Here is a 21,444-nt window from a genome sequence, read left to right on the forward strand (position 1 = left end):
TATTCAGCTCTATTTATTTAATGCAAATGAAGAGCAAGGGTGATCATAAAGAACTTGCAATTCTTCATCCAATTTCAATAATGTAATTGAATATCCTGACATCTCTTGTGATGTACAATAGCTGCCGACTAATGTGTCATGAATTACAATCCCTTTTTCATTTAACAATTCATGTACTCGTTTATTCGCAATAAACATTTCCATATAAGTTGATGAGCCTAAATTATTAATAAGTAGTGCAACCTTATCTCCAGAACGATAAGGTAAATCTTCACATAAGTTGTTAATTAGAATATCAACAGTCTCATCAGCAGTTGACATCTTCTCTCGAGAAACACCAGGTTCACCATGAAGCCCCATTCCAATTTCTATTTCATCATCAGGAAGCTCAAAGTTAAAAGTATTCGTTTGTGGAACCGACCCCGCCGATAAGGCAACACCAATGGAACGCGTATTATCCCTTGCCTTCTCCGTTACAGAAACTATTTTATCGAAATCGCTATAGTGATCAGACGCAGCACCTGCAATTTTTAAAACATACAAGTCACCAGCAGTACCTCGACGCTCCTCTATTTTTTCTAGTGGTGCAGAGGCAATATCATCCCAAACTCTAACCGTATGAGTTTGAATATCTTCATCATCAGCAAGTTCAGCAGCAATATCAAAATTCATATTGTCACCAGCATAATTACCGTAAATATAGATAATACCTTTACCATTATCCACAGCCATAGTTGTATCTAAAATCGTATTCGGTGGCGGTGCTGCAAATATATCACCGAGTACTGCTGCATCAGCAAGGCCTGGTCCTACATATCCAGCAAATAAAGGCTCATGACCAGATCCACCTCCTGTAATAATAGCGACTTTATCTTTTGGGTAGTCTGTACGCATTGTTGCTGTCATATTCGGTAGTTGTTCAAGTTTGCCATTCATTGCGGCTAATAGACCGGTGAACTGTTCTTTAGCAACATTTAATGGATTATTAATTAGTTTTTTTGGCTTTCTCATTTTATATATCCCTGTCGCTATAATGTTTCAGTTAAGTATTCTTTTTCTATTTCTTTTATACGATTGACTTTGGGTGTAGATGGGCCATCGACAAAATTAGAATTTAGCCAAGTATCCAGAATCGTTTTAGCCAACTCTTGCCCGATAACTCTTGCACCCATTGTAATAATTTGTGCATCATTACTCTTTCTGGCTCTTTCTGCTGAAAATGTGTCATGGCATAAAGCAGCACGTATACCTGGAACCTTATTCGCAACGATAGAGACACCAATCCCGGTACCGCACAGAATTATTCCTCTTTTATGCTTTCCTTGACTGACTGATTCAGCAACCCTTCTTGCCGTATCAGGATAAAGTTCATCTTGAATACCTGCATCGTTATAGTCGATATAAGAGATACCTTTCATAGTTAAGTGTTTCTTTAAACACTCTTTTAAATCTACTGCTGCATCATCACATCCAATTGCAATCATAATATCTCCTTAATAATACCTAACACAAATAGTGAACATTTGAACAATTGCCATGCAAATGATAATGCAGCTTCTGATTTTGAATTAAAATAGACCTATTTCTTAATTGAGAGCTTACTCACATTTTATTTACACTAACGAAACAATATGCCAACCCAGTCACAAAAACGTTGAGAAAATGTAACGCAATCACCGTAAATATAAAAATAAACATTAAAAACAATCAATTAAAAGGCACTTACTTAATTTATAAGGTAAATCAGTCAAGTGAAAAACAACATGAAGGTATTGGCTCAATGCTATCGGAAAAAAATACACAGATGAACACAGGATCACCCATTGAACAAAAGAACGAAAAGGTATAACCTTAACGAAGTAGAAGAAGATTTGAGTTTAAATTATTTATTTGAGAGGGAATTATGAATAAATCTATATTAGTCTTAAACCTTGAATATTCATTACTTGAAAATGAAGTTATTAGTAATATAAATATGGAAGCTATTCAACTCGCTCAAGATGATGGGCATATAATAGTTATAACTACAAGTAGATCTCATTATCAAATTGAGCAACATATTATCGATTTAAACATTTCGGCACCAGTTATATGCTTAAATGGCGCTTATCAATACGACTTTAATACTCGTGAAACAAAGAACAGTCAAAGCTTATCTAGCTACGAATTAAAGCAAGTCGTAGAGCAATTTAACTTCACATCAATTAAATTATATACTCTTGAACGTTACTACACCTTCACCCCAAACACTAAAAATCGATTAATCCGCTTTATTGATAAAAACTTAAAAGATATAGATAAAATAAATAAAGATAACATTTATAAAATTGAGGTTTCCTTACCTCAACCAGATCCTGAAGTAACAAAGAAATTAAGGACTTACTTTGAAGTTATTGAAAGAGGTGATACCGTTGAGTTAATGCCTAAATATACAAATAAATTAGAGTCTGTAAAAAATTTATGCTTACAACATCCCAACAACCATTTAATCACTGTATTAGCTGCAGATCAGTCAGATGAAGTTTTATTAGAATTTGCAGATAATATAGTTACCTTTATTGACAGCCCTAGCCAGATAAAAAAACAAGCTAATCATATAATAAAAACGCACCCAAGAAATGGTATTGCGCAATACATACGCTCATATTTACAAGAGCAGGACTCCACCTTAACTCAGTAAAGTCAGGTTATTAAAAACAAAATGAACAAAAAAAATTCAAATTCAATCGATGAGCAAGAAATGCTAACAGAGCTATCTATTGACTATTATTATAAGAAAATAACTCAAGAAGAAATTGCAAAAAAGTTTAATATATCTCGTATTCGAGTCGGTAGATTATTAAAAAAAGCAAGAGATATAGGTATCGTTAATATAACTGTTCAACACCATCCTGTTTATAGTGGTGATATTGAACAACGTTTAAAAGAACGATTTAATATTAGTCGAGCCTTAATATCAGTTGACCATCAAGATGAAGTAACGCAAAGAAATGAGGTAGCGACATTAATCGCAAGCTATCTAAGTGAACGAATCGAAGATGACTTAACGATTGCAGTTGGTCAAGGACGAAATATAGCTGCAATAGCAAACTCTGTAGGTTATAACACAGATAAAAATTGTCACTTTATCTGTAGCATAGGAGGTATACACGAAAAAGGTGAGCAATCTAATTCAGATCATATCTGCCGACAGCTTTCTAAAAAGTATGGTGGAACAAGTGAATCTATGTATGCTCCTGCTTATGTTAAAACAAAAGAATTAAAAGATAAAATCATGGATATAGATACCGTTAATGCCACTATTTGTCGAGCTAGGGCTTCTGACATTGCATTAATTGGTGTCGGTAATATGGATGAACAGAGCTTTATGGTTGATCTAGGTTGGTTTTCAAAGCAAGAGGTCGTTAATGCTCGAATTAATCATGGCGTAGTTGGAGATATTGCTGGTTATGATTTTTTTGACATTAATGGAAATGCTGTCATTACACCAATAAATGATCGAATTATTGGTTTAAGTATTGATGATTATCACCAAATCCCAGAAGTCATAGCTATTGCATCTGAAAATAATAAATCATTAGCTTTATTAGGAGCATTAAGAACAGGGGTTATTGATGTGCTTGCAACAAGTATGTCAAATGCACTATCAATATTAAGTATTGATAAACAAAAAACCTATTAATTATTAATTAATAAAGCGATATAAATAGCTTAAATTTTAATGTGACAAATGTCTCACCATTGTAAATAATCAGTTTTAAAATAGCGAAAAAATAGACATTATCATATGTAAAGCAAGAGAACATTTGTTCGATTTCTTCACGTTTCATTCGAGTCAATTGAAAAAGGATATAAAGAGATGGATACACTTACTACGAAAAAAATGATGTTACTTGTTGCCAACAAAATGGTTAGTAGTGAACCTCACCTGACTAAACTGGATCAAGCGATCGGTGATGGCGATCATGGGATTGGAATGGAACGTGGTTTCTCCGCTGTTTCAGAATTACTTTCTAGTGATTATCAGCCAGAAAATGTCAGCAAATTAATGATAAAAATCGGCTCGACGATGATGGCAACAATGGGTGGTGCTTCTGGCGCTATCTTTGGTACTTTATTTCGTGCTGGAGGTAAGGCAATTAAAGGAAAAAATGAATTAGATATTCCAACATTTTCACTTTTTTTAGACGCAGGTCTTGAAGCTATATACCAACGTGGTGGTGCAAAACCTGGCGATAAAACAATGATTGATGCACTGGTTGTTGCAATGAATAAATCAAAACAATTAACTGGAAATTTTGAAGACAACATCCAAGAGTTAGCCACTATAGCTATGAATGGTGCAGAATCTACCAAACAGATGATTGCGACAACAGGGAAAGCAAAAACATTAGGTGAACGCTCATTAGGTCACCCAGATCCAGGCGCGGTTTCTATGGCACTTATTCTTGAATTTATGGCCGAATTTGCTACTGAGAGTATCCCGGCATGAACAAAATATGGATTGGCACAAGTTGGAAAATGAATAAAGTTGGTGAAACTGCTGATATTTGGGCTGAGCACCTTGTTCAATCATTAAATGATATTGATAATAAAATTCAACCTTTTGTTATTCCACCGTTCCCATATATAAAGCAGGTCTCTGATATTTTAGTGCCTCACTCCATTAAAGTTGGTGGTCAAAATATGTGTTGGGAGGAAAGTGGCGCTTTTACAGGTGAGGTATCTCCATTAATGCTTCGAGATTGTGGAGCATCGATTGTAGAGATAGGTCATTCAGAACGCAGAGCCCTCTTCAATGAAACAGATGAGAAAGTTAACAAAAAAGTACTTTCTGCTTTAAAAAACAACTTGACTCCCCTTGTGTGTGTTGGTGATACCTTGCAAGAGAAAGAATGGCAAGTATCCCAAGAAGCTGTAATTAAACAAGTGATAATTGCTCTTTATGATGTCCCAACTCAAGATATTACGAAGGTTATTTTCGCTTATGAGCCTGTTTGGGCCATTGGAGATAAGGGTGTACCCGCCACAGAAGAAGAAGCAGAGTTTATTCATCATTCTATTCGGAGCAAATTAAGAAATAAATTTGGTTCTAATATATCAGAGAAAATTAAAATTCTTTATGGTGGAAGTGTCAATTTACAAAATGCAAGAAAGTTAACTCAACAAAAAAATATTGATGGCTTATTTATTGGCCGGAGCGCTTGGAGCGCCAACGACTTTGTTGAAATAATAAAAACAATTTAATAGTAACTAAGCTATCAATATCCATTGATAGCTTTATTTTTAATAAAAGCAAGGGATTATTGTGAGTATTAGTAGCATAGAAGAAGTCATTGAGGATTATAAAAAAGGTAAAATGGTCATCCTAATGGATGATGAAGATCGAGAAAATGAAGGTGATATAATGATCGCTGCAGAATATATCTCGGCAGAACACGTCAACTTTATGGCGACTCATGGGCGTGGTTTAATTTGTCTGACTATTACCCAAGATAAATGTCAAAATCTGGGTCTTGGTCCTATGGTGAAAAATCCCACAGAGCCTTGGTCAACTGCATTTACCGTATCAATAGAAGCCGCTGAAGGAGTAACAACAGGAATATCTGCTGATGACCGCTCTAAGACTATCCAAGCAGCAACGGCTGTTGATGCGACCCCACTCAGTATTGTACAGCCTGGCCATATTTTTCCTCTTGTTGCAAAAGATGGTGGCGTACTAGTTCGAGCCGGTCACACTGAAGCTGGCTGTGATCTTGCGCGAATTGCTGATTGCCAAGCATCTTCAGTTATTGTTGAAATATTAAATGAAGATGGAACAATGGCTCGTCGTCCTCAATTAGAAGTCTTCGCCGCAAAGCATGGTATAAAACTAGGTACTATTGCAGATCTCATCGAATATAGAAATAAAACCGAAAAAACAATAAAGAAAATTTCTGAATCAAAAATCACAACCCCTTCTGGTGAGTTTAACTTAATTAGTTATCTAGATACGATTGATAGCCAAATACATCATGCTCTTATCAAAGGGGATGTTATTGAATCGCCAACTAATGTTCGAGTTCATGTTTCAAACACATTAAATGATCTCTTGCATATAGAGCAAAATAACTCTCAATCGTGGCCGCTACAGAAAGCAATTAATTGGATTTCAAAAAACAATGGTGTCATCGTATTAATTAATCCAATAGATACAACAGACTCATTGATTAAACAGGTTAAAGATTTAGAATCAAAAGCCAATAGTAAATATGTGCCACATTTACCTTCAAGAATGATAGGAATTGGATCTCAAATATTATCTGATCTTGGAGTCACAAAAATGAACTTACTCTCTTCTGCAGATAAAAAATACCACTCACTTTCAGGGTTTGGACTAGAAGTGAATGACTATATTGAATATAACTAATTAACATCCATAATAGCTAAGGACAATTTAAATAATTTATATTCAACTATCAGCAAGCTCGATATTTATGCACTCCTTACTTGGAACTTCAAGTACTGACAAATCGCCTAGTAGGTTCATAGGGTGCATACTTAATAAATGGAAAGATCAGTATTAAAAACACTGATCTCTGACAGAAAAGATTTTTTTAGCACTTATAGCTAAGTAATCACTACAAAATAGTTATCCATTAAAAAAACATTCCTGATATTTTTCATAAACAATACTATATTTTTCAACATGTTCAAGAATAGGCTTTACCTTAGTTGATTCATTAAGAGTCACCCAGTCATCGCAAAGTGTTTCTAAGTTTATCTCTGGATTATATGCATACATAGCTTGTATCGCGGCTCCTAAAGCCGCAGCCTCTTCCTCAACAGGACAAATTACTTCTATATTTGTAATATCAGCAATCACCTGTCTCCATAAAGGATTTTTAGCTCCACCACCAATTAAACGTATCTGGTTTAATTCTAAACCGGACTTTTTCAATAATTCAATTCCGTAACGAAGTGTCATGGAAACACCTTCAACGGTTGCCTTTAACAAGTTTTGTTGAGTAAAGTTTGTTGATGTTAAACCAAGAATGCTAGCTGATGCATTAGGTAATTTAGGTACACGTTCTCCATTGAAAAATGGTATCACCATCAAACCATTTGCACCAATAGGTGAGTTCTGAATAGCATCGGTTAATTGTTCTATATCCGCATTTAAAGTATCCAGCATTAACGTTGTCGCTGATGTTGCATTCATAGTGCAAATTAATGGTAGCCAACCATCCGTAGAGGAACAAAATGCAGCGATACCTGTAGATTCATCTTGAACATTAAACGGTTTTGAACTGAAACAATAAATAGTTCCTGATGTGCCTAGACTGACAGTGCTGACGCCATCGGTTATATTACCAGTTCCGATAGCTCCCATCATATTATCCCCACCACCGGCAGAAACAATCACTTTGGTATTAAGCCCTAACTCTTTGGTTAACTCACTTCGAATCTTTCCTAAGCTAGCTAAAGATGAAATAATCTTAGGGAAATGTGTATCTATATCTAATTCAGGTGCAATGATATTAATAATATGTTGGCTATAATTTCTTTCTTGTATATTGAAATAACCAGTACCTGATGCATCCCCAGGTTCAGTACAAAATATTCCAGTTAGCCAATAATTAATATAATCATGAGGTAGCATAATCTTATTAATTTTTGCATAAACATCAGGCTTATTTTTTCTTATCCATAATAACTTTGAGGCAGTATAGCCAACTTGCAAATCTAACCCGACCTCTTGAATATATTTATCCGCCCCACCAATGGCTTGGATGATGTCATCACATTCAGTTTGGGTCTCAGTATCGCACCAAAGTTTTGCAGGATAGAGCACTTGATCATCACTGTTTAAAAGTACTAAACCATGTTGCTGACCAGAAACACCTATCGCTTTAATTTCCTTCGGATCAATACCACTAGTTTCTAATGCAGAGAAATATGCTTTTTTTATTCCATTAATCCAATCTGATGGGTTCTGCTCTCTCTTCCCCGTACTTGATTGTTTTAATGGATATGTCTCATATCCTGTAGCTATAATTTTTTTTGTTTTTGAATCACAAATAACAACTTTGCTACCTTGTGTACCACAATCGATTCCAATATACATAATATCTCCAAGGGCCCTAGTCATTAGAGCCCTTTATTTATCATTATCTAGGGCTTTGGTCTTCTGGGTACATTTTAACTTCAACAGCGGTTAGTGTGTCAGATGGGCTTTTACCTGTTTTCAAGAAAGAGTCAACAACTCGTACAGATTCTGAGCCAATAAAATTGAAATCTTGAACAACAGTAACTGCCATTTTCCCTTCATCAACTAGGCTTTTCCCTTCACTTGAACCATCAAAACCGATAATGGTAAAATTCTTAAGGTCAAAACGCGTGTCATTTTCGATAGCTGCAATACTACCAATTGCCATTACATCATTCTCATTGTAAACAACATATTTCTTAGTTGTGTCTAACGCACTTAACTTAGCTTCTAAAGCTGTTTGTGCCTCATCTTGAGAAAATGAACCAGTCAATTCAATATATTTATCTGAATTATTCGCTAATTGATTCCAGTTTTTAGATACACTTTCAGATTTCAAGTAATCATTAAATCCTTTATACCTAGAGATATGTGCGGTATGACCATCGAGTCCTTTCATATGTATAATACCGCCAAGCTCTGAAGGGTTTAGCTCAGAATTATTAACTAACCATTCAGCTGCAAATTTACCGCCATCTTCATTATCGGTGGCAATTTCATTTAATAAGTCAACACCATCAACCGTTGTATCAACGGTAATAACAGGAATGTTTCGGCTTATTGCTTCATTTAAAACATAAGTAGAAGCATCCAAATTTAAAGGGTTAATAATGATTGCATCTGTTCCACTGGCAATTGCATCTTCAACTTGATTTGGTTGACGAGAAGCATTATTTGCTGCGTCATAAACACGAATTTCATACCCCAACTCCTCTGCTTTATCGACTGCACTTTGCTCTAAAACACCAAAGAACTCATTTGACCGGTTACTGATCATTAGGCTAATTGTTTCTTGAGAAAACGCATTAAAACTGGTCGCCATAGCAAGTAGGCTTAACGATATTACTTTTGTTCTTAGTTTCATAAAATAGCTCCTTTATTTATTTCGACTTTTATCAATTATCACTGCCACTAAAATGACAAGACCTTTTACAATTTCTTGATAGAACGATGAAACACCTATTAAATTAAGTCCATTATTCAAGACACCAATAATAAGAACACCAATAAAAGTTCCCATTATCCGCCCTCGACCACCAGTCATACTGGTGCCCCCAATAACTACGGCAGCAATCGCATCTAATTCAGAACCTATTCCGACATCAGGGTACATTGAGTTATATCTGGATAGATGTAAGATTGCCGCTAAAGCGGTTAAAAAACCACAAAGTGCATAACTAATAATTTTAACTTTATCAATGGGTACTGTGGATAGTCTTGCTGCCTCTTCATTCCCACCCGTTGCATAGACATGTTTACCAAAGACTGTTTTATGTAATACAACCATTAAGATCAATAACGTTATCACCAAAATAATCATAAAAATAGGTAATGGCCCAATACTTCCTTTATTAATCCAAGCCATAAATTCTGAATGTTTAGATATATTACGAATCGGTAACCCATCAGACAAAACTAATACAATACCCCTATATATAGCCATTGTAACTAAGGTCGCAATAAAAGGTTGTAACTTTTGTTTTGAGACTAAAAGGCCATTGATTACACCGAGGAAAACACCTAATAAAAGTCCTAACGGGATTGCGATATATACAGGTATTGCAAACGTTACGATTAATGTACCAACAACAAACCCAACTAAAGGTAAAATAGAGCCAACAGATAAGTCAATTGCACCTAGGATAATAACAAATGTCATACCAAAAGCAATCAACCCATTAATACTACTCTGTTTAAAGATATTTTGAATATTATATAAAGATAAAAAGTTATGATTAATTGATGTAAATACAGCCATTAGAAAAAACAATATAATAAACAATCCATATTTATCATATATTTTATATATATTTTCTTTATTCATTTCCCGCACCTGTGAACGCTATTTTCAATATTGATTCTTTAGTTATATTTTTATATGAAATTTTCTCGAGTGTTCCATTTCTCATGACAGCAACTCGATCGCTGACCCCTATAACCTCTGATAACTCACTAGAAACAACGATAATAGCTGTTCCACTTTCTTTTAACTCTTTTATAATATGATAAATTTCTCTTTTAGCTCCAACATCAACACCACGTGTAGGCTCATCTAAAATTAAGATTTTTGGCCGTATTTCTAACCATTTTGCTAAAACAACTTTTTGTTGATTTCCACCGCTTAAGTTACCAACAGGTTGATGAATACTGTCACATTTTATATTTAACTTTCTTACTTCATGCTCAGCTGATTTATCAATACTATTTTCATTAATCAATTTATATTTCAAATGTTGATCTAATGAAGGGATAACAATATTATTACTTATAGCATCAGATAAGAATAAACCTTCATTCTTCCTATCTTCAGTGACAAAACCGATACCATACTTCAAGGCATCTTGAGGTGATGATATTAAAACTTTTTGACCATCAACACTTATACTTCCAGAGTCTGCAACTAAGCTGCCAAAAATAGCATGCATCACTTCTGAGCGACCAGCGCCCATTAAACCAGCAAACCCTAAGACTTCTCCATAATAAGCATCAAAGCTCACACCTGAGAATTTACCGTAAGAACACAGATTATTAATTGATAATGCTTTAGATTTTTTTGTATCAACCTTTTCTGGATATAGATCATTAACTGTTCTACCAATCATCATTTTTATTAGATCAGATTCAGTCGTTGATGCTGTATCAACGGTTCCTATATAATTTCCATCTCGAATAACCGTTATTTCATTACTAATTTCAAAGATCTCTTCCATACGATGTGATACGTATATAAATGACACACCTTTATCTTTCAAGCTTCTGATAATCTCAAATAAACTTTCAGTTTCACGTTGAGATAAAGCAGCAGTCGGCTCATCAAGAATAATTAACTTTGCATTTACCATTAAAGATTTTGCAATTTCAATCATTTGTTGTTGACCAATACTTAAAGTAGACATGAGGGCATTTGGATTAATACTATCCATATTTAATAATTTAAATACAGATTGACACTCACTTAACATTGCAGTTTTATTAACTAAACCGAACTTTCCTTTTTTTCTTTTCCCAAAAAGATATTATCTAAAATGGTTAATTCATTAACAACATTTAGCTCTTGATGGACATATGCAATCCCAAGATCGATGCTTTTAGATATATTTTCAATTTCAACTTCTTGACCATTAATATAAATACTTCCGGAATCTTTTTGATGAACCCCTCCGATAACTTTAATTAATGTCGATTTTCCAGCTCCATTCTCCCCCATTAAAGCATGAACAGAACCTTGCTTAACATCCATGGATACAGACTTTAAAACATGTATACTTCCAAATGATTTCACGATGTTACTAATACTGATATCCACAATAAAACCCAAAAGTAAGTCATTAATATTATTGATGAAATATATACATAATCTGGCTAATATAATGAGATTAGACTCACAAAAAAGATCAATGCCGCAACATGATGAAACATTAACATAAGAAATATGATAAAGATCACATGTAATGAGAGTTTTTATTAATACACTTAAAAATAATGTTTTTTATAATATTGGTGCCATTAAATTTTTCTATAACAAATCAAAAAACAAACTTGATTCTTTCTCTGTTAATGGATTTAAGCTAGTTAAAATATCTTTTAAAATAATACGCCCTTCTAAACGAATATTTTCATTTAACTCTTCGGCCTCTTCCCCTTCAGGTGTCGGTAAAATCCCCTCACCACATGCCTCTATCACACCAACGCCTTCATATTTATATTTCAAGAGCGGCTCAGGGGTATTAAATTTGGCATTACGAAGGATAATAAAGGTCTCATACATACCGTTATTTTTACGGGTCGCTAGATTAAAGGTATTTTCTGATGAATCTTGTCGCCATGTGCTTAATACATGATTAAACGCTGCTAGGTGTTTCGAACCGCTTTTAGATTGGATTTTAATTACGGTCATTGGATACTGACAAAGCGAATATTCTACTTCCTCTCGATGAAATGAAGCCTTTGCTTGTGTATCAAAAATAGGAAGCCTGAGTTTCTTAAACACTTGAAAGTGAAGATGAGATAAAATAGATGCTCCCGCCCCTTCTCTGTCGCTATTTGAACAAACAGTATATTCAGGAAACTGATCTAAAAATTGAAGCTGCTTTTTAAAGCTATCAACCGACACCGTCATCGGTTGGTGTTGCTCAGAGATTAAAACAAAATGATGGTGATACAAAGGAAAAGGCGTCAGTTGTATAAAATAAGGATCATCACCTAATTGTAACGTTAAATGTTCTAGGTTTTCTTTTCCTTTACTACCAATGTTTTCTTTGCAAATGGCACACAATGCCTCATCAGGTAATGGCAACTTTTTGACCCCAACAACGCTTTTACTGTACCTTGAGCGCACATGATTAATTTGAATACGGTAATCAATTTCATCATTCACATCAAAGAAATGTAATCTCTCATTTCCTTCTAAAGCCTCTCTTGATAAATAGCCATTAATCAATGCATTGTTGTACAACGCATCTAATTGTTTAGACGAGATACGAGTTCGCTTTAATTGTGAAGTATCATCCATTTCTTTGCCCTTTTTCAGATTACATCCATCAGATTGTTCACCACGATTACGCAGGAACTGCCGCCGCTTTGGTCACGATATCTTTCATGTCATCAAACTGTCTTTCCATACTTTGAACCAGCTTAAATTGTGCTTTAGCGCGTTGTAAATTATGGTGCTCATGATGCACTTTGAAATAATTATCCCCATCCAGATAATCTGTTAAGAATCTTAACCCAATGATAAAGGTCATTATTTTTGCTGATAAGGGCAAGTACTCAATTTCAATGGGTGTGAGTATTTCTACGGTTTGAGAAAGAAAGCCTTCTGTGTAGGCACGGAATAAATCAATGTCCATCTCCACATTATCCAAATTCGAATCGTCTTCTGCCCCTGTATTTGTCGAGGTTCTAATCGCATCACCGAAATCATAATGGACAAAACCTGGCATGACCGTGTCTAAATCGATGACACAAAGCGCATTGTCCTCTTGATCTAATAACACATTATTAATTTTAGTGTCATTATGTGTAACGCGAATAGGAAGCTGGTTTTTATCGCCTAAATGGACAAGGGTTTGCATTAACTCGGCACGTAACTCAACAAATTCTATCATCTCTTTAGCGAGCTCAACTCGATTAACCGGGTTTTTCTCTATCACCTGATAAAACGTATTCAATCGCGTTGTCATATTATGGAAGTCTGGGATCACTTCATACAAGGCATCACCATTAAAGTCTGACAATAATGCTTGAAATTCACCAATGCCGACAGCTGCTTGAAAAGCTTGAGCTTGGGTATCAACTTTATCATAAGAGGTAGCCGGTGAAATGGTCTCCATCATGCGCCAATAGTCGCCATGTACATCTTGGTAGTAAAGTGCATCGGTGAGACAAGGAATAAAGGTGAGTGTGTTTTTTTTCGGATCTTTATTTGGGAGATGATGAAATTTATTTCGAAGATGGTTCGTCACTTTCCCGATATTATCCATTAGCTTTGGAACATTAGGAAATATGTGGTGATTAATGCGTTGTAAGATAAAACTGTCTGATTCATCTTTTATCATCACTTGAAAAGTATCGTTAATATGACCGGTACCAAAAGGTTCAATCGATAATATGTCGCTATCGGGTAAAAATTGTTTCGCAGTATGGACTAAATTTTTCATCGGATTATCATTTTTATTTTTTTATGGGAATAAAGTCACTCATTGCAAGTGACTTTATCCATTTATTCATTGGGTTAATATCAAGAACATCAGCAATGATGCTTTATAACGTGACATCAATGACTTTTTTACTATGTCTTGATTCTTCTGCAGCAAAAACAGTTAAGTGGGTTTCTAACGACTCTTTCGGCCCTGATAATACAAGTGTGGGATCATTATGGATCAGCGCATCAATAAAGTGTTGCATCATGTAGTAATCGCCCCCACCATGCCCACTCATTGAGGTGTTAGACTCAACGGCAGTCACATCGTAAATGCTCTCTTTACCCGTTGTAAAATCAAGCACTTTAATGGTTTTACCATCGCCTTCAAGTTGACCATGAGTACCAAAAATACGCGTTTTTCGCTCCGCATATTCTGTGAATGCTGTCATGGTAAATGATGCTGATTTACCTTTGTTAAATTGTAAATTCACAACTTGGTGATCAACAACATCATTATCACATTGGTAAACACAGCGTCCGTATGGCCCATTTTCTAACGCTGTTTGTACGGCATCAATCCCTTCTTCAGGTGTAATGATCTTCTTAAAGTAATCACCACCGTATTCATTTTCTATATAAATTTTCTTAGCAGAATATGGGCATGTCGATTCAACGTCACAATCAAAGCAGTTTTTTCCGGCACCTTGCGGTTTATTTTCTTCTTTAAAATGATAAAGGCCACCAAAAGAGTGAACAGACTCGACTGGTTCATCCATAATAAAGCGGATCCAATCTAAATCATGACATGCTTTGGCTAATAGCATAAATGCCGATTCTTCTTCATTACGCCAATTACCACGAACAAAGGAATGCGCTTGATGCCACCAGCCAACAGGCTCTAAATGTTGCATGCTAACCACATCGCCAATCAGCCCATCATTAAGAATCGACTTTAATTTTGTTGTATATTGGGTATAACGAAGAACATGGCATACACTAAAAATAACCTCATTTTCTTCAGCAGCTTTAACAATCTCACGGCATTCATCTGCACTTGGAGACATCGGTTTCTCAAGAAGAATATTGTACTTTTGTTTTGCAAATGCAATAGCGGGCTCAGTATGAAGTCGGTCTTGAGTACAAATCATCACCGCATCAGCCATTTTCCCAGCGGCGATGACCTCTTCCCATGTCGTAAATGACTTATCACTGGAAATGTTATGTTGCTCAGCCATTGATTGACGATAGGCTTCTCTTGGCTCAGCGACGGCAATCACTTTCATCTTATCGGGATGTTCTAAAGCATATTTAGCGTACAACTCTCCTCGAGCTCCACCTCCGATAACAACAACAGTAATTGGTTGGCTTCCCATCACGCACTTCCTTCATTTTTAAATATTAAACAAAATTAAAGACAAATATTGAAAGTTAATTGCGCTTTCTACAACTAAAAAGCCGCAGATTTGTGGTATTAACATTTCTTTTTCATCAAAATGAGATCCAAATCACTAATAAAATCAAAACAAAAAGGATCTAGTTGCATATTATTTATTAACCAATGAAACAAAATGTCAACAAATGAAAAATAGTTCGATTTGTATCACATTCTTATTCCCTTCATTGTGTTAAAAGTAATGTGCTAAATTAAAAGGAATTAAAATGAACTATAAAAAATTATTTAAACAAACGCTTCTGTGTTCATCAGTATTCATGGCCACAAGTGCCATCGCCAATGACAAAGTCGAAATTCGTTACGGCATTTGGGATAGAAATCAATTACCTGCCGTTGAGCAAATTGTTGAGCGTTTTGAACAAAAAAATCCAAACATTGATGTTGAAATTGAACTGACCCCTTATAAACAATACTTTGTAAAACTCAATGCAGCAGCCAGTGGTGGTGTCACACCCGATGTATTCTGGATGAACATGCCAAACTTTAGTACTTATACTAAGCATGGTTTACTCGCTCCTATTGACACTTACCTGAAAAGCTCGAATACAAGTCTTGATGCGTTTGTTCAAAGTTCGGTTCAAGCCTATCACACCCAAGGCCATCAATACGGTATTCCTCGTGATATCGATGCCATTGCTGTGTGGTATAACAAAGCGCTTTTTGACAAAGCTGGCATTGAATACCCAAATAACGATTGGACTTGGGAAGACATGGAAAGCAAAGCTGCCGCAATTAAAGTTGCAACAGATGATTCCATCTACCCTATCATGATGAACTTGACTGATGGCCAAGAAACTTACTTCAACATCATTTTACAAGCAGGCGATGAAATCGTTCAAGACGATAAAAAGTCAACAAACGTTGCCTCTGAACATTCAATGGTAGCTTATAAAAAAGTTCAATCATTAATGGAGCAAGGTCTACTGCCTAGCGCACAAAAAATCAGTGAATTACGCATGAGTGAGCTATTCCAATCTGGTCGCGCTGCCATTGCTTACTCCGGTTCATGGAATGCCCTGCCTTTCTCAACAAACCCTGAAATCAACGATCACATTGGCGTCGTTACCATGCCAAAAATTGAGCGTGATGCCGGTGTTTCTCACAGTATCGCCTACGTAATGGCCGAAAAGACACCGCATAAAGATGAAGCTTGGAAATTAATGGAGTTCTTAAGCAGCGATGAGGCTCAATCTATTCTCGCTAAATCTCGCACTGTGATCCCAGCAAAAACAACAGTCAGTAATCAATGGGTAGATGCTTTCGATACCGTTGATGTTTCGGCTTATACCGTGGCACTAAAAACGGCTCATCAGTACCCAACGGCGGCAAATACGGCAAAATGGCATTCAATGCTAAATGATGGTTTAAAGAAAGTTTGGTTAGGTGCAGAGCCTGAATCTGTGATGCCAAAAGTCTCTAAACGTATTGACCGTATATTGAAAAAAGGTTAATCACTGAACGTGAATAATAAGGTGAAAGAGGGCTTCTCTTTCACCTATTTTTTTCAATAGAATAAAAATACAAAGGACTTTTTTATGCAGACGAACGTTAAACCTGCACTTAGCCAACTCGAGAAGGATTCTCGCTTTTGGGGATTGGTGATGATCTCCCCCTTAGTGATTGGTATGGCTATCTTTTTCTTCTTTCCTTTTTTTCAAAACGTTTTTTATAGTTTTACTGATTTAGGTGAATTTGAAATCTGGCACACCATCAGTTTAGAGAACTATCAATACCTCGTGGAAGATGAAGAATTTTGGGGCGCATTAATTAATACCCTATTTTATGTTGTTGTCTGCGTGCCATTTATTGTGTTTATCTCCTTATTACTTGCGATAGGTATTAACCAGAAAATCTCCGGTTTAAGCACCTTTCGTACCTTACTTTTCCTACCTGCGGTAACCATGCCCGCTGCCGTTGCCATGGTTTGGAAATGGCTATACAACAGCGACTTTGGATTATTGAATCAATTACTCAATGGGATGGGTATCGAGTCTATCGCGTGGTTATCAGACCCTGACATGGTGAGAGTCAGCTCTGCAATTGTGGTGATCTGGTCTTCCATTGCTCTTAAAATGATTATTTTGCTTGCGGGATTGCAAGGTATTCCAAGTCAACTTTATGAAGCCGCAGCAATTGATTGTGCCGGTCCGATTCGTCGATTCTTTGCCATTACATTACCCATGATGATCCCGACCCTTTTCTTTGTCTCTATCATCGCATTTATTGAAATTCTCCAAACATTTGATGTGATTTATCTTCTTTTTGGTGAAGGTTCTTTTGTTGAAGAGCAAACCATGACCATTGTTTATCTCTTCTATAAATACGCCTTTGTATACCAAGAGAAAGGGTATGCGTCAGCGATTGCTGTGGCTTTATTTATCATCACCATGTTGATTACCATGGTTCAGTTATGGCTTGGGAAACGATTAAATCACTAAGGAAAGTACAATGACTTCAGATGTCATCTCCATAAAAACAACAAAAAAGAAGCAGAGAAAACCGCAACGATTCTCGCTTGAAAAAGTGATGGTCTACGGGTTTATGATCCTTGCGACAATAGCCACGGTCACACCATTTATTTGGATGATCTTAACGTCGGTCAAAACACAAAGCGAAGCACTCGCCATTCCACCGAAAGTATTACCTGATGAATGGCAGCTTTCCGCGTATGCAAAGATTATTGAAGAGCTCCCGTTTATTCAATTTTATGTTAACTCCATCTTGGTCACATTAGCGATGGTCTTCTTACAAACCTTAATTGCGGCCATGGCAGCCTATGGCTTTGCGCGATTAAAGTTTCCAGGTCGTGATGTGATCTTTATGGTGTGTATCTCCATTCTGATGGTGCCAGGGCAGATATTCTTAATCCCTCAGTTTTTGATTATTCAAGAAATGGGATTATTAAATACCTTAACAGGGCTGGTTCTTCCTGGATTATTTAGCATTTATGGCGCATTTTTATTAAGACAATTTTTTGTCAGTGTGCCAAAAGAAATTGAAGAAGCCGCGCTAATTGATGGATTGAATCATTTTCAAATTTTCTTCAAAGTGATGTTACCGTTAATTAAACCCGGCATTATTGCTTGTGTCATTATTAATGGTTTATGGAGTTGGAATAACCTTATGTGGCCACTCATCGTGAACACCTCATTTGATAAGATGACCTTGCCCGTCGGATTGGCCTCTTTATCAAGTCGAGCTGGAGTCGAGTACCCAATGCTAATGGCAGGTGCCTTAATGGCAATTATTCCAATGTTATTATTATATATTTTATTTCAAAAGCACTTTATCCAAGGTGTGGCAAGTGCTGGCGTGAAAGGCTAATTCAAGGAAGGGAAAATGGCAGGCGTAAAATTAAAAAAAATAGAAAAAACATACCCTAATGGATTTAAAGCTGTTCATGGGATTGATTTAGATATTGAAGATGGCGAATTTATGGTCTTTGTTGGACCATCTGGTTGCGCTAAATCCACAACACTTCGAATGATTGCCGGTCTTGAAAGTAATACTGGCGGTGACATCTGGATTGGCGATCAATGCGTAAATGGTTTTCTACCAAAAGATCGTGGGATCTCGATGGTATTTCAAAACTATGCACTTTACCCTCATATGACAACTTATGAGAACATGGCTTTTGGACTCAAAAACATGAGATACCCAAAAGATGAAATCCATGCCCGCGTAATGGATGCCGCGGATAAGTTAGAGATAACCGATTTATTAGACAGAAAACCCAAAGAAATGTCTGGAGGTCAGTGCCAGCGTGTTGCGGTTGGGCGTGCGATTGTTCGAAAGCCTGAAGTCTTCTTATTTGATGAACCACTATCAAACCTTGATGCAAAGTTGCGTGTCACCATGCGTGTCAGTCTGATGGAGTTGCACCGACAACTGAAAGCAGAAGGGGTAAGCTCGACGATGATCTACGTGACTCACGATCAGGTTGAAGCGATGACCATGGGGGATCGAATTTGTGTCCTCAATAAAGGCAATGTCATGCAGGTAGATACCCCAATCAATCTCTACCACTACCCTGACAATAAGTTTGTAGCTGGTTTTATTGGCAGTCCATCAATGAACTTACTTCATGTCGATTATCATTCAGATTCAACCAGTGTGAATTTAGGCATTGGTTCTCCATTGGCGATTCCTGCTCATTTACGGGCGAAGATGAAGCACTACAATCAAGATAAGATTTGGTTTGGTTTACGCTCTGAACATATTCTTGTCGAACGCAATGCAAGTGACAGTAATATCCCGGCTTACATCACGAATGTAGAGAGAATGGGAAATGAGAATTTACTGCACTGCAAAGTCAATGGTGACACCTTTGTGGTACGATCCCCATCCACAACAGACTGGTTACCCCAAGTCATGGAAGAAGTTTATCTTCGATTTGATATGAATGAAGTCCACTTATTTGCGGATAAAACCGAAGAGTCGTTAATTATTCGACACCAAGCGCAATTAAATCAGATTGAAACGACCTTGCAGAAAAAAGCGAGTTAATCAGGCATTGACTGGAGGTAAGATGATTTACCTCTAGTCTTTAATGCTATAAGAGTAGCGATGAATGTTAATTATCGAGGCTTTTATATCCAATTATGACTTACAGTCCCAATAGGAAATCCATTCGTATTTGATAATAAAATGGATTTCTCTTATTAATATTTAAGTGTGGACTTATAGTCCGTATTTATGTTCACCCCAATCTTTCTCAACCACTTCCTGTTTCAAAAGTGCAATTTTTCTATCTTTCAAATCTTGAGTAAGACAAAGGTTCGCTGAGACGACCGATTTATTTCCAACCTTCACACCTGGCATAATCGTCGTATTCACCCCTGTACGAACAAAATCACCGATATAGACCGCGTTGCTATAAACAGACGGTGTGATCCGTTTTCCTTGAATGTTATGAGTGACTTTCACATCATCAAAACGTAAAGAACCAAAGGTTGTCCCTGCACCAATATCAACAGATTGCCCAAGCAAGCCGAAAATCTCACAATAATGGTATAAATAGGTGTTATTAAGCACAAGCCCTTCAACTTCAGCGCCATGCCCAATGATGGCGTTATTGCCAATCGTCGTATTATCGAAGATCTTGCAATATTCTTTTACAACGCAGTGATCACCAATAATGACATTAGACCCAATAATTGCACCATCAATCACTTGGGAATTATCGCCGATGATGACGTTACCTTGAATAATCACATTATCGCCAATATAGCTATTTCGTCCCATTTTAACCGCGCCTCGAATAATGGCTCGCGATGAGATTTCGCTTCCTTCGCCGACACTATTGGTTGCAATATCATCACAAAAAAACTGATTTAATTGATGATTCGCTTCTAAGATATCCCATGGATAATCGAGATTAAAGATCGGGTCGTTTGCGATTAATGTGTCTGTATCATTATTTTCCCTCACAAACTCATTTAAAATAGGTTCTAAAAATTTTTCATCTGATGGCATCATGCCACATTGAATATGTTCATAAATAGTCGGTAAGCCAAACTCTAATCGCGCTAACCATTGATGTTTGACTTTCATACCAATCAGTTCATAAATGTACCCCGCTCTTCTTGGGTGGTACTTAAACTCAAAACCTAGTGATAGCTTAAATGCAATGCGGTCTGCACTTTTTTCTTCTTTTAATGGGTTAAATAATAATGAAAGAGAGGATTGAGAATGGAGAAGTTGTGCTAAATCACGCTCAGAAAGCAGTGTGTCACCATACAGTACAAGCGCTTCTTCTGAAGAGTTTGAGGCTTCATGACGTATGAGTGATCTCAATGTCTCTGCAGGCCCTTGTGTATCTCCAACCTCAACCACAGAGATCTGCGATGATTTCAATAATGGATTAATCTGTGCATGACGATAAAAGCAAGAGAGTAACTCTTCTTTTTTGTTTTCTGACACCAATGACAATCTCAGTCATGCCTTGACGAATTAATCGCTCAACCGTATGGGCGATAATCGGTTGTCCACTTATCGGCATTAGCGTTTTAATTCTATTTTCATTATAAGGCCAAAGACGTAGACCTTGTCCTGCAGCTAATATATATACTTTCATGTATTACCAAGGGAGCTTTCGCT

At 36.5% G+C, this 21,444-nt stretch carries 21 protein-coding genes; 9 read left to right on the forward strand and 12 right to left on the reverse strand.

What is annotated here, in order from left to right; all coding sequences use genetic code 11:
* Positions 1-9: 9 nt before the first annotated feature.
* Entirely contained in the window at positions 10-1,011 is a 1,002-nt protein-coding gene (locus tag L0B53_RS15855) for a dihydroxyacetone kinase subunit DhaK (protein WP_235060576.1), read from the reverse strand.
* A 17-nt stretch (positions 1,012-1,028) separates the two neighbouring features.
* Complete coding sequence (locus L0B53_RS15860) at positions 1,029-1,484, reverse strand: RpiB/LacA/LacB family sugar-phosphate isomerase (protein WP_235060577.1); 456 nt, start codon at positions 1,482-1,484, stop codon at positions 1,029-1,031.
* Between the two features lie 419 nt (positions 1,485-1,903).
* Here L0B53_RS15860 and L0B53_RS15865 point away from each other — a divergent pair, with 419 nt between their 5' ends.
* From L0B53_RS15865 to ribB, 5 genes are all read left to right on the forward strand, one after another.
* Positions 1,904-2,680 carry an HAD hydrolase family protein gene (locus tag L0B53_RS15865; protein ID WP_235060578.1) on the forward strand — a complete coding sequence of 259 codons (777 nt, stop codon included), beginning with the start codon at positions 1,904-1,906 and terminating at the stop codon, positions 2,678-2,680.
* Between the two features lie 21 nt (positions 2,681-2,701).
* Positions 2,702-3,682 (forward strand): sugar-binding transcriptional regulator, encoded by a 981-nt coding sequence (locus tag L0B53_RS15870; protein ID WP_235060579.1) that lies wholly within the window; start codon positions 2,702-2,704, stop codon positions 3,680-3,682.
* Between the two features lie 177 nt (positions 3,683-3,859).
* Positions 3,860-4,492: a dihydroxyacetone kinase subunit DhaL gene (gene dhaL / locus L0B53_RS15875; protein WP_235060580.1), complete on the forward strand. Its 633-nt coding sequence runs from the start codon at positions 3,860-3,862 to the stop codon at positions 4,490-4,492.
* Positions 4,489-5,247, forward strand: a complete 759-nt coding sequence (locus L0B53_RS15880) for a triose-phosphate isomerase (protein WP_260115555.1) — start codon at positions 4,489-4,491, stop codon at positions 5,245-5,247. The genes dhaL and L0B53_RS15880 overlap by 4 nt, the downstream gene beginning before the upstream one ends.
* A gap of 61 nt (positions 5,248-5,308) precedes the next feature.
* A complete protein-coding gene (gene ribB, locus L0B53_RS15885) occupies positions 5,309-6,409 on the forward strand; it encodes a 3,4-dihydroxy-2-butanone-4-phosphate synthase (RefSeq protein ID WP_235060582.1) in 1,101 nt (366 codons plus the stop codon).
* Between the two features lie 222 nt (positions 6,410-6,631).
* Here the strand turns inward: ribB and xylB are convergent, their stop codons facing one another.
* From xylB to L0B53_RS15925, 8 genes are all read right to left on the reverse strand, one after another.
* Positions 6,632-8,107 carry a xylulokinase gene (xylB, locus tag L0B53_RS15890; RefSeq protein WP_235060583.1) on the reverse strand — a complete coding sequence of 492 codons (1,476 nt, stop codon included), beginning with the start codon at positions 8,105-8,107 and terminating at the stop codon, positions 6,632-6,634.
* A 43-nt stretch (positions 8,108-8,150) separates the two neighbouring features.
* Positions 8,151-9,113: a sugar ABC transporter substrate-binding protein gene (locus L0B53_RS15895; RefSeq protein WP_235060584.1), complete on the reverse strand. Its 963-nt coding sequence runs from the start codon at positions 9,111-9,113 to the stop codon at positions 8,151-8,153.
* 12 nt (positions 9,114-9,125) lie between these two features.
* The gene (locus L0B53_RS15900; RefSeq protein WP_235060585.1) at positions 9,126-10,073 is read right to left on the reverse strand and encodes an ABC transporter permease; all 948 of its coding nucleotides are present in this window, start codon (positions 10,071-10,073) and stop codon (positions 9,126-9,128) included.
* Positions 10,066-11,211, reverse strand: coding sequence for a sugar ABC transporter ATP-binding protein (locus L0B53_RS19440; protein WP_260115557.1), 1,146 nt, complete (start codon positions 11,209-11,211; stop codon positions 10,066-10,068). Before L0B53_RS19440 ends, L0B53_RS15900 begins: the two co-directional genes overlap by 8 nt.
* A 14-nt stretch (positions 11,212-11,225) precedes the next feature.
* Positions 11,226-11,555 (reverse strand): ATP-binding cassette domain-containing protein, encoded by a 330-nt coding sequence (locus tag L0B53_RS15910; protein ID WP_260115559.1) that lies wholly within the window; start codon positions 11,553-11,555, stop codon positions 11,226-11,228.
* Between the two features lie 210 nt (positions 11,556-11,765).
* Positions 11,766-12,761: a DUF4922 domain-containing protein gene (locus L0B53_RS15915; protein ID WP_235060586.1), complete on the reverse strand. Its 996-nt coding sequence runs from the start codon at positions 12,759-12,761 to the stop codon at positions 11,766-11,768.
* A gap of 46 nt (positions 12,762-12,807) precedes the next feature.
* A complete protein-coding gene (locus tag L0B53_RS15920) occupies positions 12,808-13,908 on the reverse strand; it encodes a phosphotransferase enzyme family protein (protein ID WP_235060587.1) in 1,101 nt (366 codons plus the stop codon).
* A gap of 103 nt (positions 13,909-14,011) precedes the next feature.
* Positions 14,012-15,265: a Gfo/Idh/MocA family protein gene (locus L0B53_RS15925; protein WP_235062274.1), complete on the reverse strand. Its 1,254-nt coding sequence runs from the start codon at positions 15,263-15,265 to the stop codon at positions 14,012-14,014.
* A 286-nt stretch (positions 15,266-15,551) separates the two neighbouring features.
* On the opposite strand from L0B53_RS15925, the gene L0B53_RS15930 reads away from it, so the two are divergent.
* The 4 genes from L0B53_RS15930 to L0B53_RS15945 all read left to right on the forward strand — a co-directional run bounded on the left by L0B53_RS15930 (position 15,552) and on the right by L0B53_RS15945 (position 19,851).
* Positions 15,552-16,796, forward strand: coding sequence for a sugar ABC transporter substrate-binding protein (locus L0B53_RS15930; RefSeq protein WP_235060588.1), 1,245 nt, complete (start codon positions 15,552-15,554; stop codon positions 16,794-16,796).
* Between the two features lie 84 nt (positions 16,797-16,880).
* Complete coding sequence (locus L0B53_RS15935) at positions 16,881-17,783, forward strand: carbohydrate ABC transporter permease (protein WP_235060589.1); 903 nt, start codon at positions 16,881-16,883, stop codon at positions 17,781-17,783.
* Positions 17,784-17,793: 10 nt separating this feature from the next.
* Entirely contained in the window at positions 17,794-18,669 is an 876-nt protein-coding gene (locus L0B53_RS15940) for a carbohydrate ABC transporter permease (RefSeq protein ID WP_235060590.1), read from the forward strand.
* Between the two features lie 15 nt (positions 18,670-18,684).
* Entirely contained in the window at positions 18,685-19,851 is a 1,167-nt protein-coding gene (locus tag L0B53_RS15945; protein WP_235060591.1) for an ABC transporter ATP-binding protein, read from the forward strand.
* A gap of 174 nt (positions 19,852-20,025) precedes the next feature.
* Here the strand turns inward: L0B53_RS15945 and L0B53_RS15950 are convergent, their stop codons facing one another.
* Together L0B53_RS15950 and L0B53_RS15955 are read right to left on the reverse strand one after the other, a co-directional pair.
* Positions 20,026-21,267, reverse strand: a complete 1,242-nt coding sequence (locus L0B53_RS15950) for a hypothetical protein (protein WP_235060592.1) — start codon at positions 21,265-21,267, stop codon at positions 20,026-20,028.
* The gene (locus L0B53_RS15955) at positions 21,209-21,421 is read right to left on the reverse strand and encodes a sugar phosphate nucleotidyltransferase (RefSeq protein ID WP_235060593.1); all 213 of its coding nucleotides are present in this window, start codon (positions 21,419-21,421) and stop codon (positions 21,209-21,211) included. The genes L0B53_RS15950 and L0B53_RS15955 overlap by 59 nt, the downstream gene beginning before the upstream one ends.
* Between the last annotated feature and the right edge of the window lie 23 nt (positions 21,422-21,444).

This window comes from Vibrio sp. SS-MA-C1-2, from assembly GCF_021513135.1.
In the GTDB taxonomy this organism is placed as follows: domain Bacteria; phylum Pseudomonadota; class Gammaproteobacteria; order Enterobacterales; family Vibrionaceae.

Bases quoted from the DNA above. Each gene is read 5' to 3' on its own strand.
- L0B53_RS15855 (WP_235060576.1), bottom strand. From the start codon at position 1,011: ATGAGAAAGCCAAAAAAACTAATTAATAATCCATTAAATGTTGCTAAA.
- L0B53_RS15860 (WP_235060577.1), bottom strand. From the start codon at position 1,484: ATGATTGCAATTGGATGTGATGATGCAGCAGTAGATTTAAAAGAGTGT.
- L0B53_RS15865 (WP_235060578.1), top strand. From the start codon at position 1,904: ATGAATAAATCTATATTAGTCTTAAACCTTGAATATTCATTACTTGAA.
- L0B53_RS15870 (WP_235060579.1), top strand. From the start codon at position 2,702: ATGAACAAAAAAAATTCAAATTCAATCGATGAGCAAGAAATGCTAACA.
- dhaL (WP_235060580.1), top strand. From the start codon at position 3,860: ATGGATACACTTACTACGAAAAAAATGATGTTACTTGTTGCCAACAAA.
- L0B53_RS15880 (WP_260115555.1), top strand. From the start codon at position 4,489: ATGAACAAAATATGGATTGGCACAAGTTGGAAAATGAATAAAGTTGGT.
- xylB (WP_235060583.1), bottom strand. From the start codon at position 8,107: ATGTATATTGGAATCGATTGTGGTACACAAGGTAGCAAAGTTGTTATT.
- L0B53_RS15895 (WP_235060584.1), bottom strand. From the start codon at position 9,113: ATGAAACTAAGAACAAAAGTAATATCGTTAAGCCTACTTGCTATGGCG.
- L0B53_RS15900 (WP_235060585.1), bottom strand. From the start codon at position 10,073: ATGAATAAAGAAAATATATATAAAATATATGATAAATATGGATTGTTT.
- L0B53_RS19440 (WP_260115557.1), bottom strand. From the start codon at position 11,211: ATGTTAAGTGAGTGTCAATCTGTATTTAAATTATTAAATATGGATAGT.
- L0B53_RS15915 (WP_235060586.1), bottom strand. From the start codon at position 12,761: ATGGATGATACTTCACAATTAAAGCGAACTCGTATCTCGTCTAAACAA.
- L0B53_RS15920 (WP_235060587.1), bottom strand. From the start codon at position 13,908: ATGAAAAATTTAGTCCATACTGCGAAACAATTTTTACCCGATAGCGAC.
- L0B53_RS15925 (WP_235062274.1), bottom strand. From the start codon at position 15,265: ATGGGAAGCCAACCAATTACTGTTGTTGTTATCGGAGGTGGAGCTCGA.
- L0B53_RS15930 (WP_235060588.1), top strand. From the start codon at position 15,552: ATGAACTATAAAAAATTATTTAAACAAACGCTTCTGTGTTCATCAGTA.
- L0B53_RS15935 (WP_235060589.1), top strand. From the start codon at position 16,881: ATGCAGACGAACGTTAAACCTGCACTTAGCCAACTCGAGAAGGATTCT.
- L0B53_RS15940 (WP_235060590.1), top strand. From the start codon at position 17,794: ATGACTTCAGATGTCATCTCCATAAAAACAACAAAAAAGAAGCAGAGA.
- L0B53_RS15945 (WP_235060591.1), top strand. From the start codon at position 18,685: ATGGCAGGCGTAAAATTAAAAAAAATAGAAAAAACATACCCTAATGGA.
- L0B53_RS15955 (WP_235060593.1), bottom strand. From the start codon at position 21,421: ATGAAAGTATATATATTAGCTGCAGGACAAGGTCTACGTCTTTGGCCT.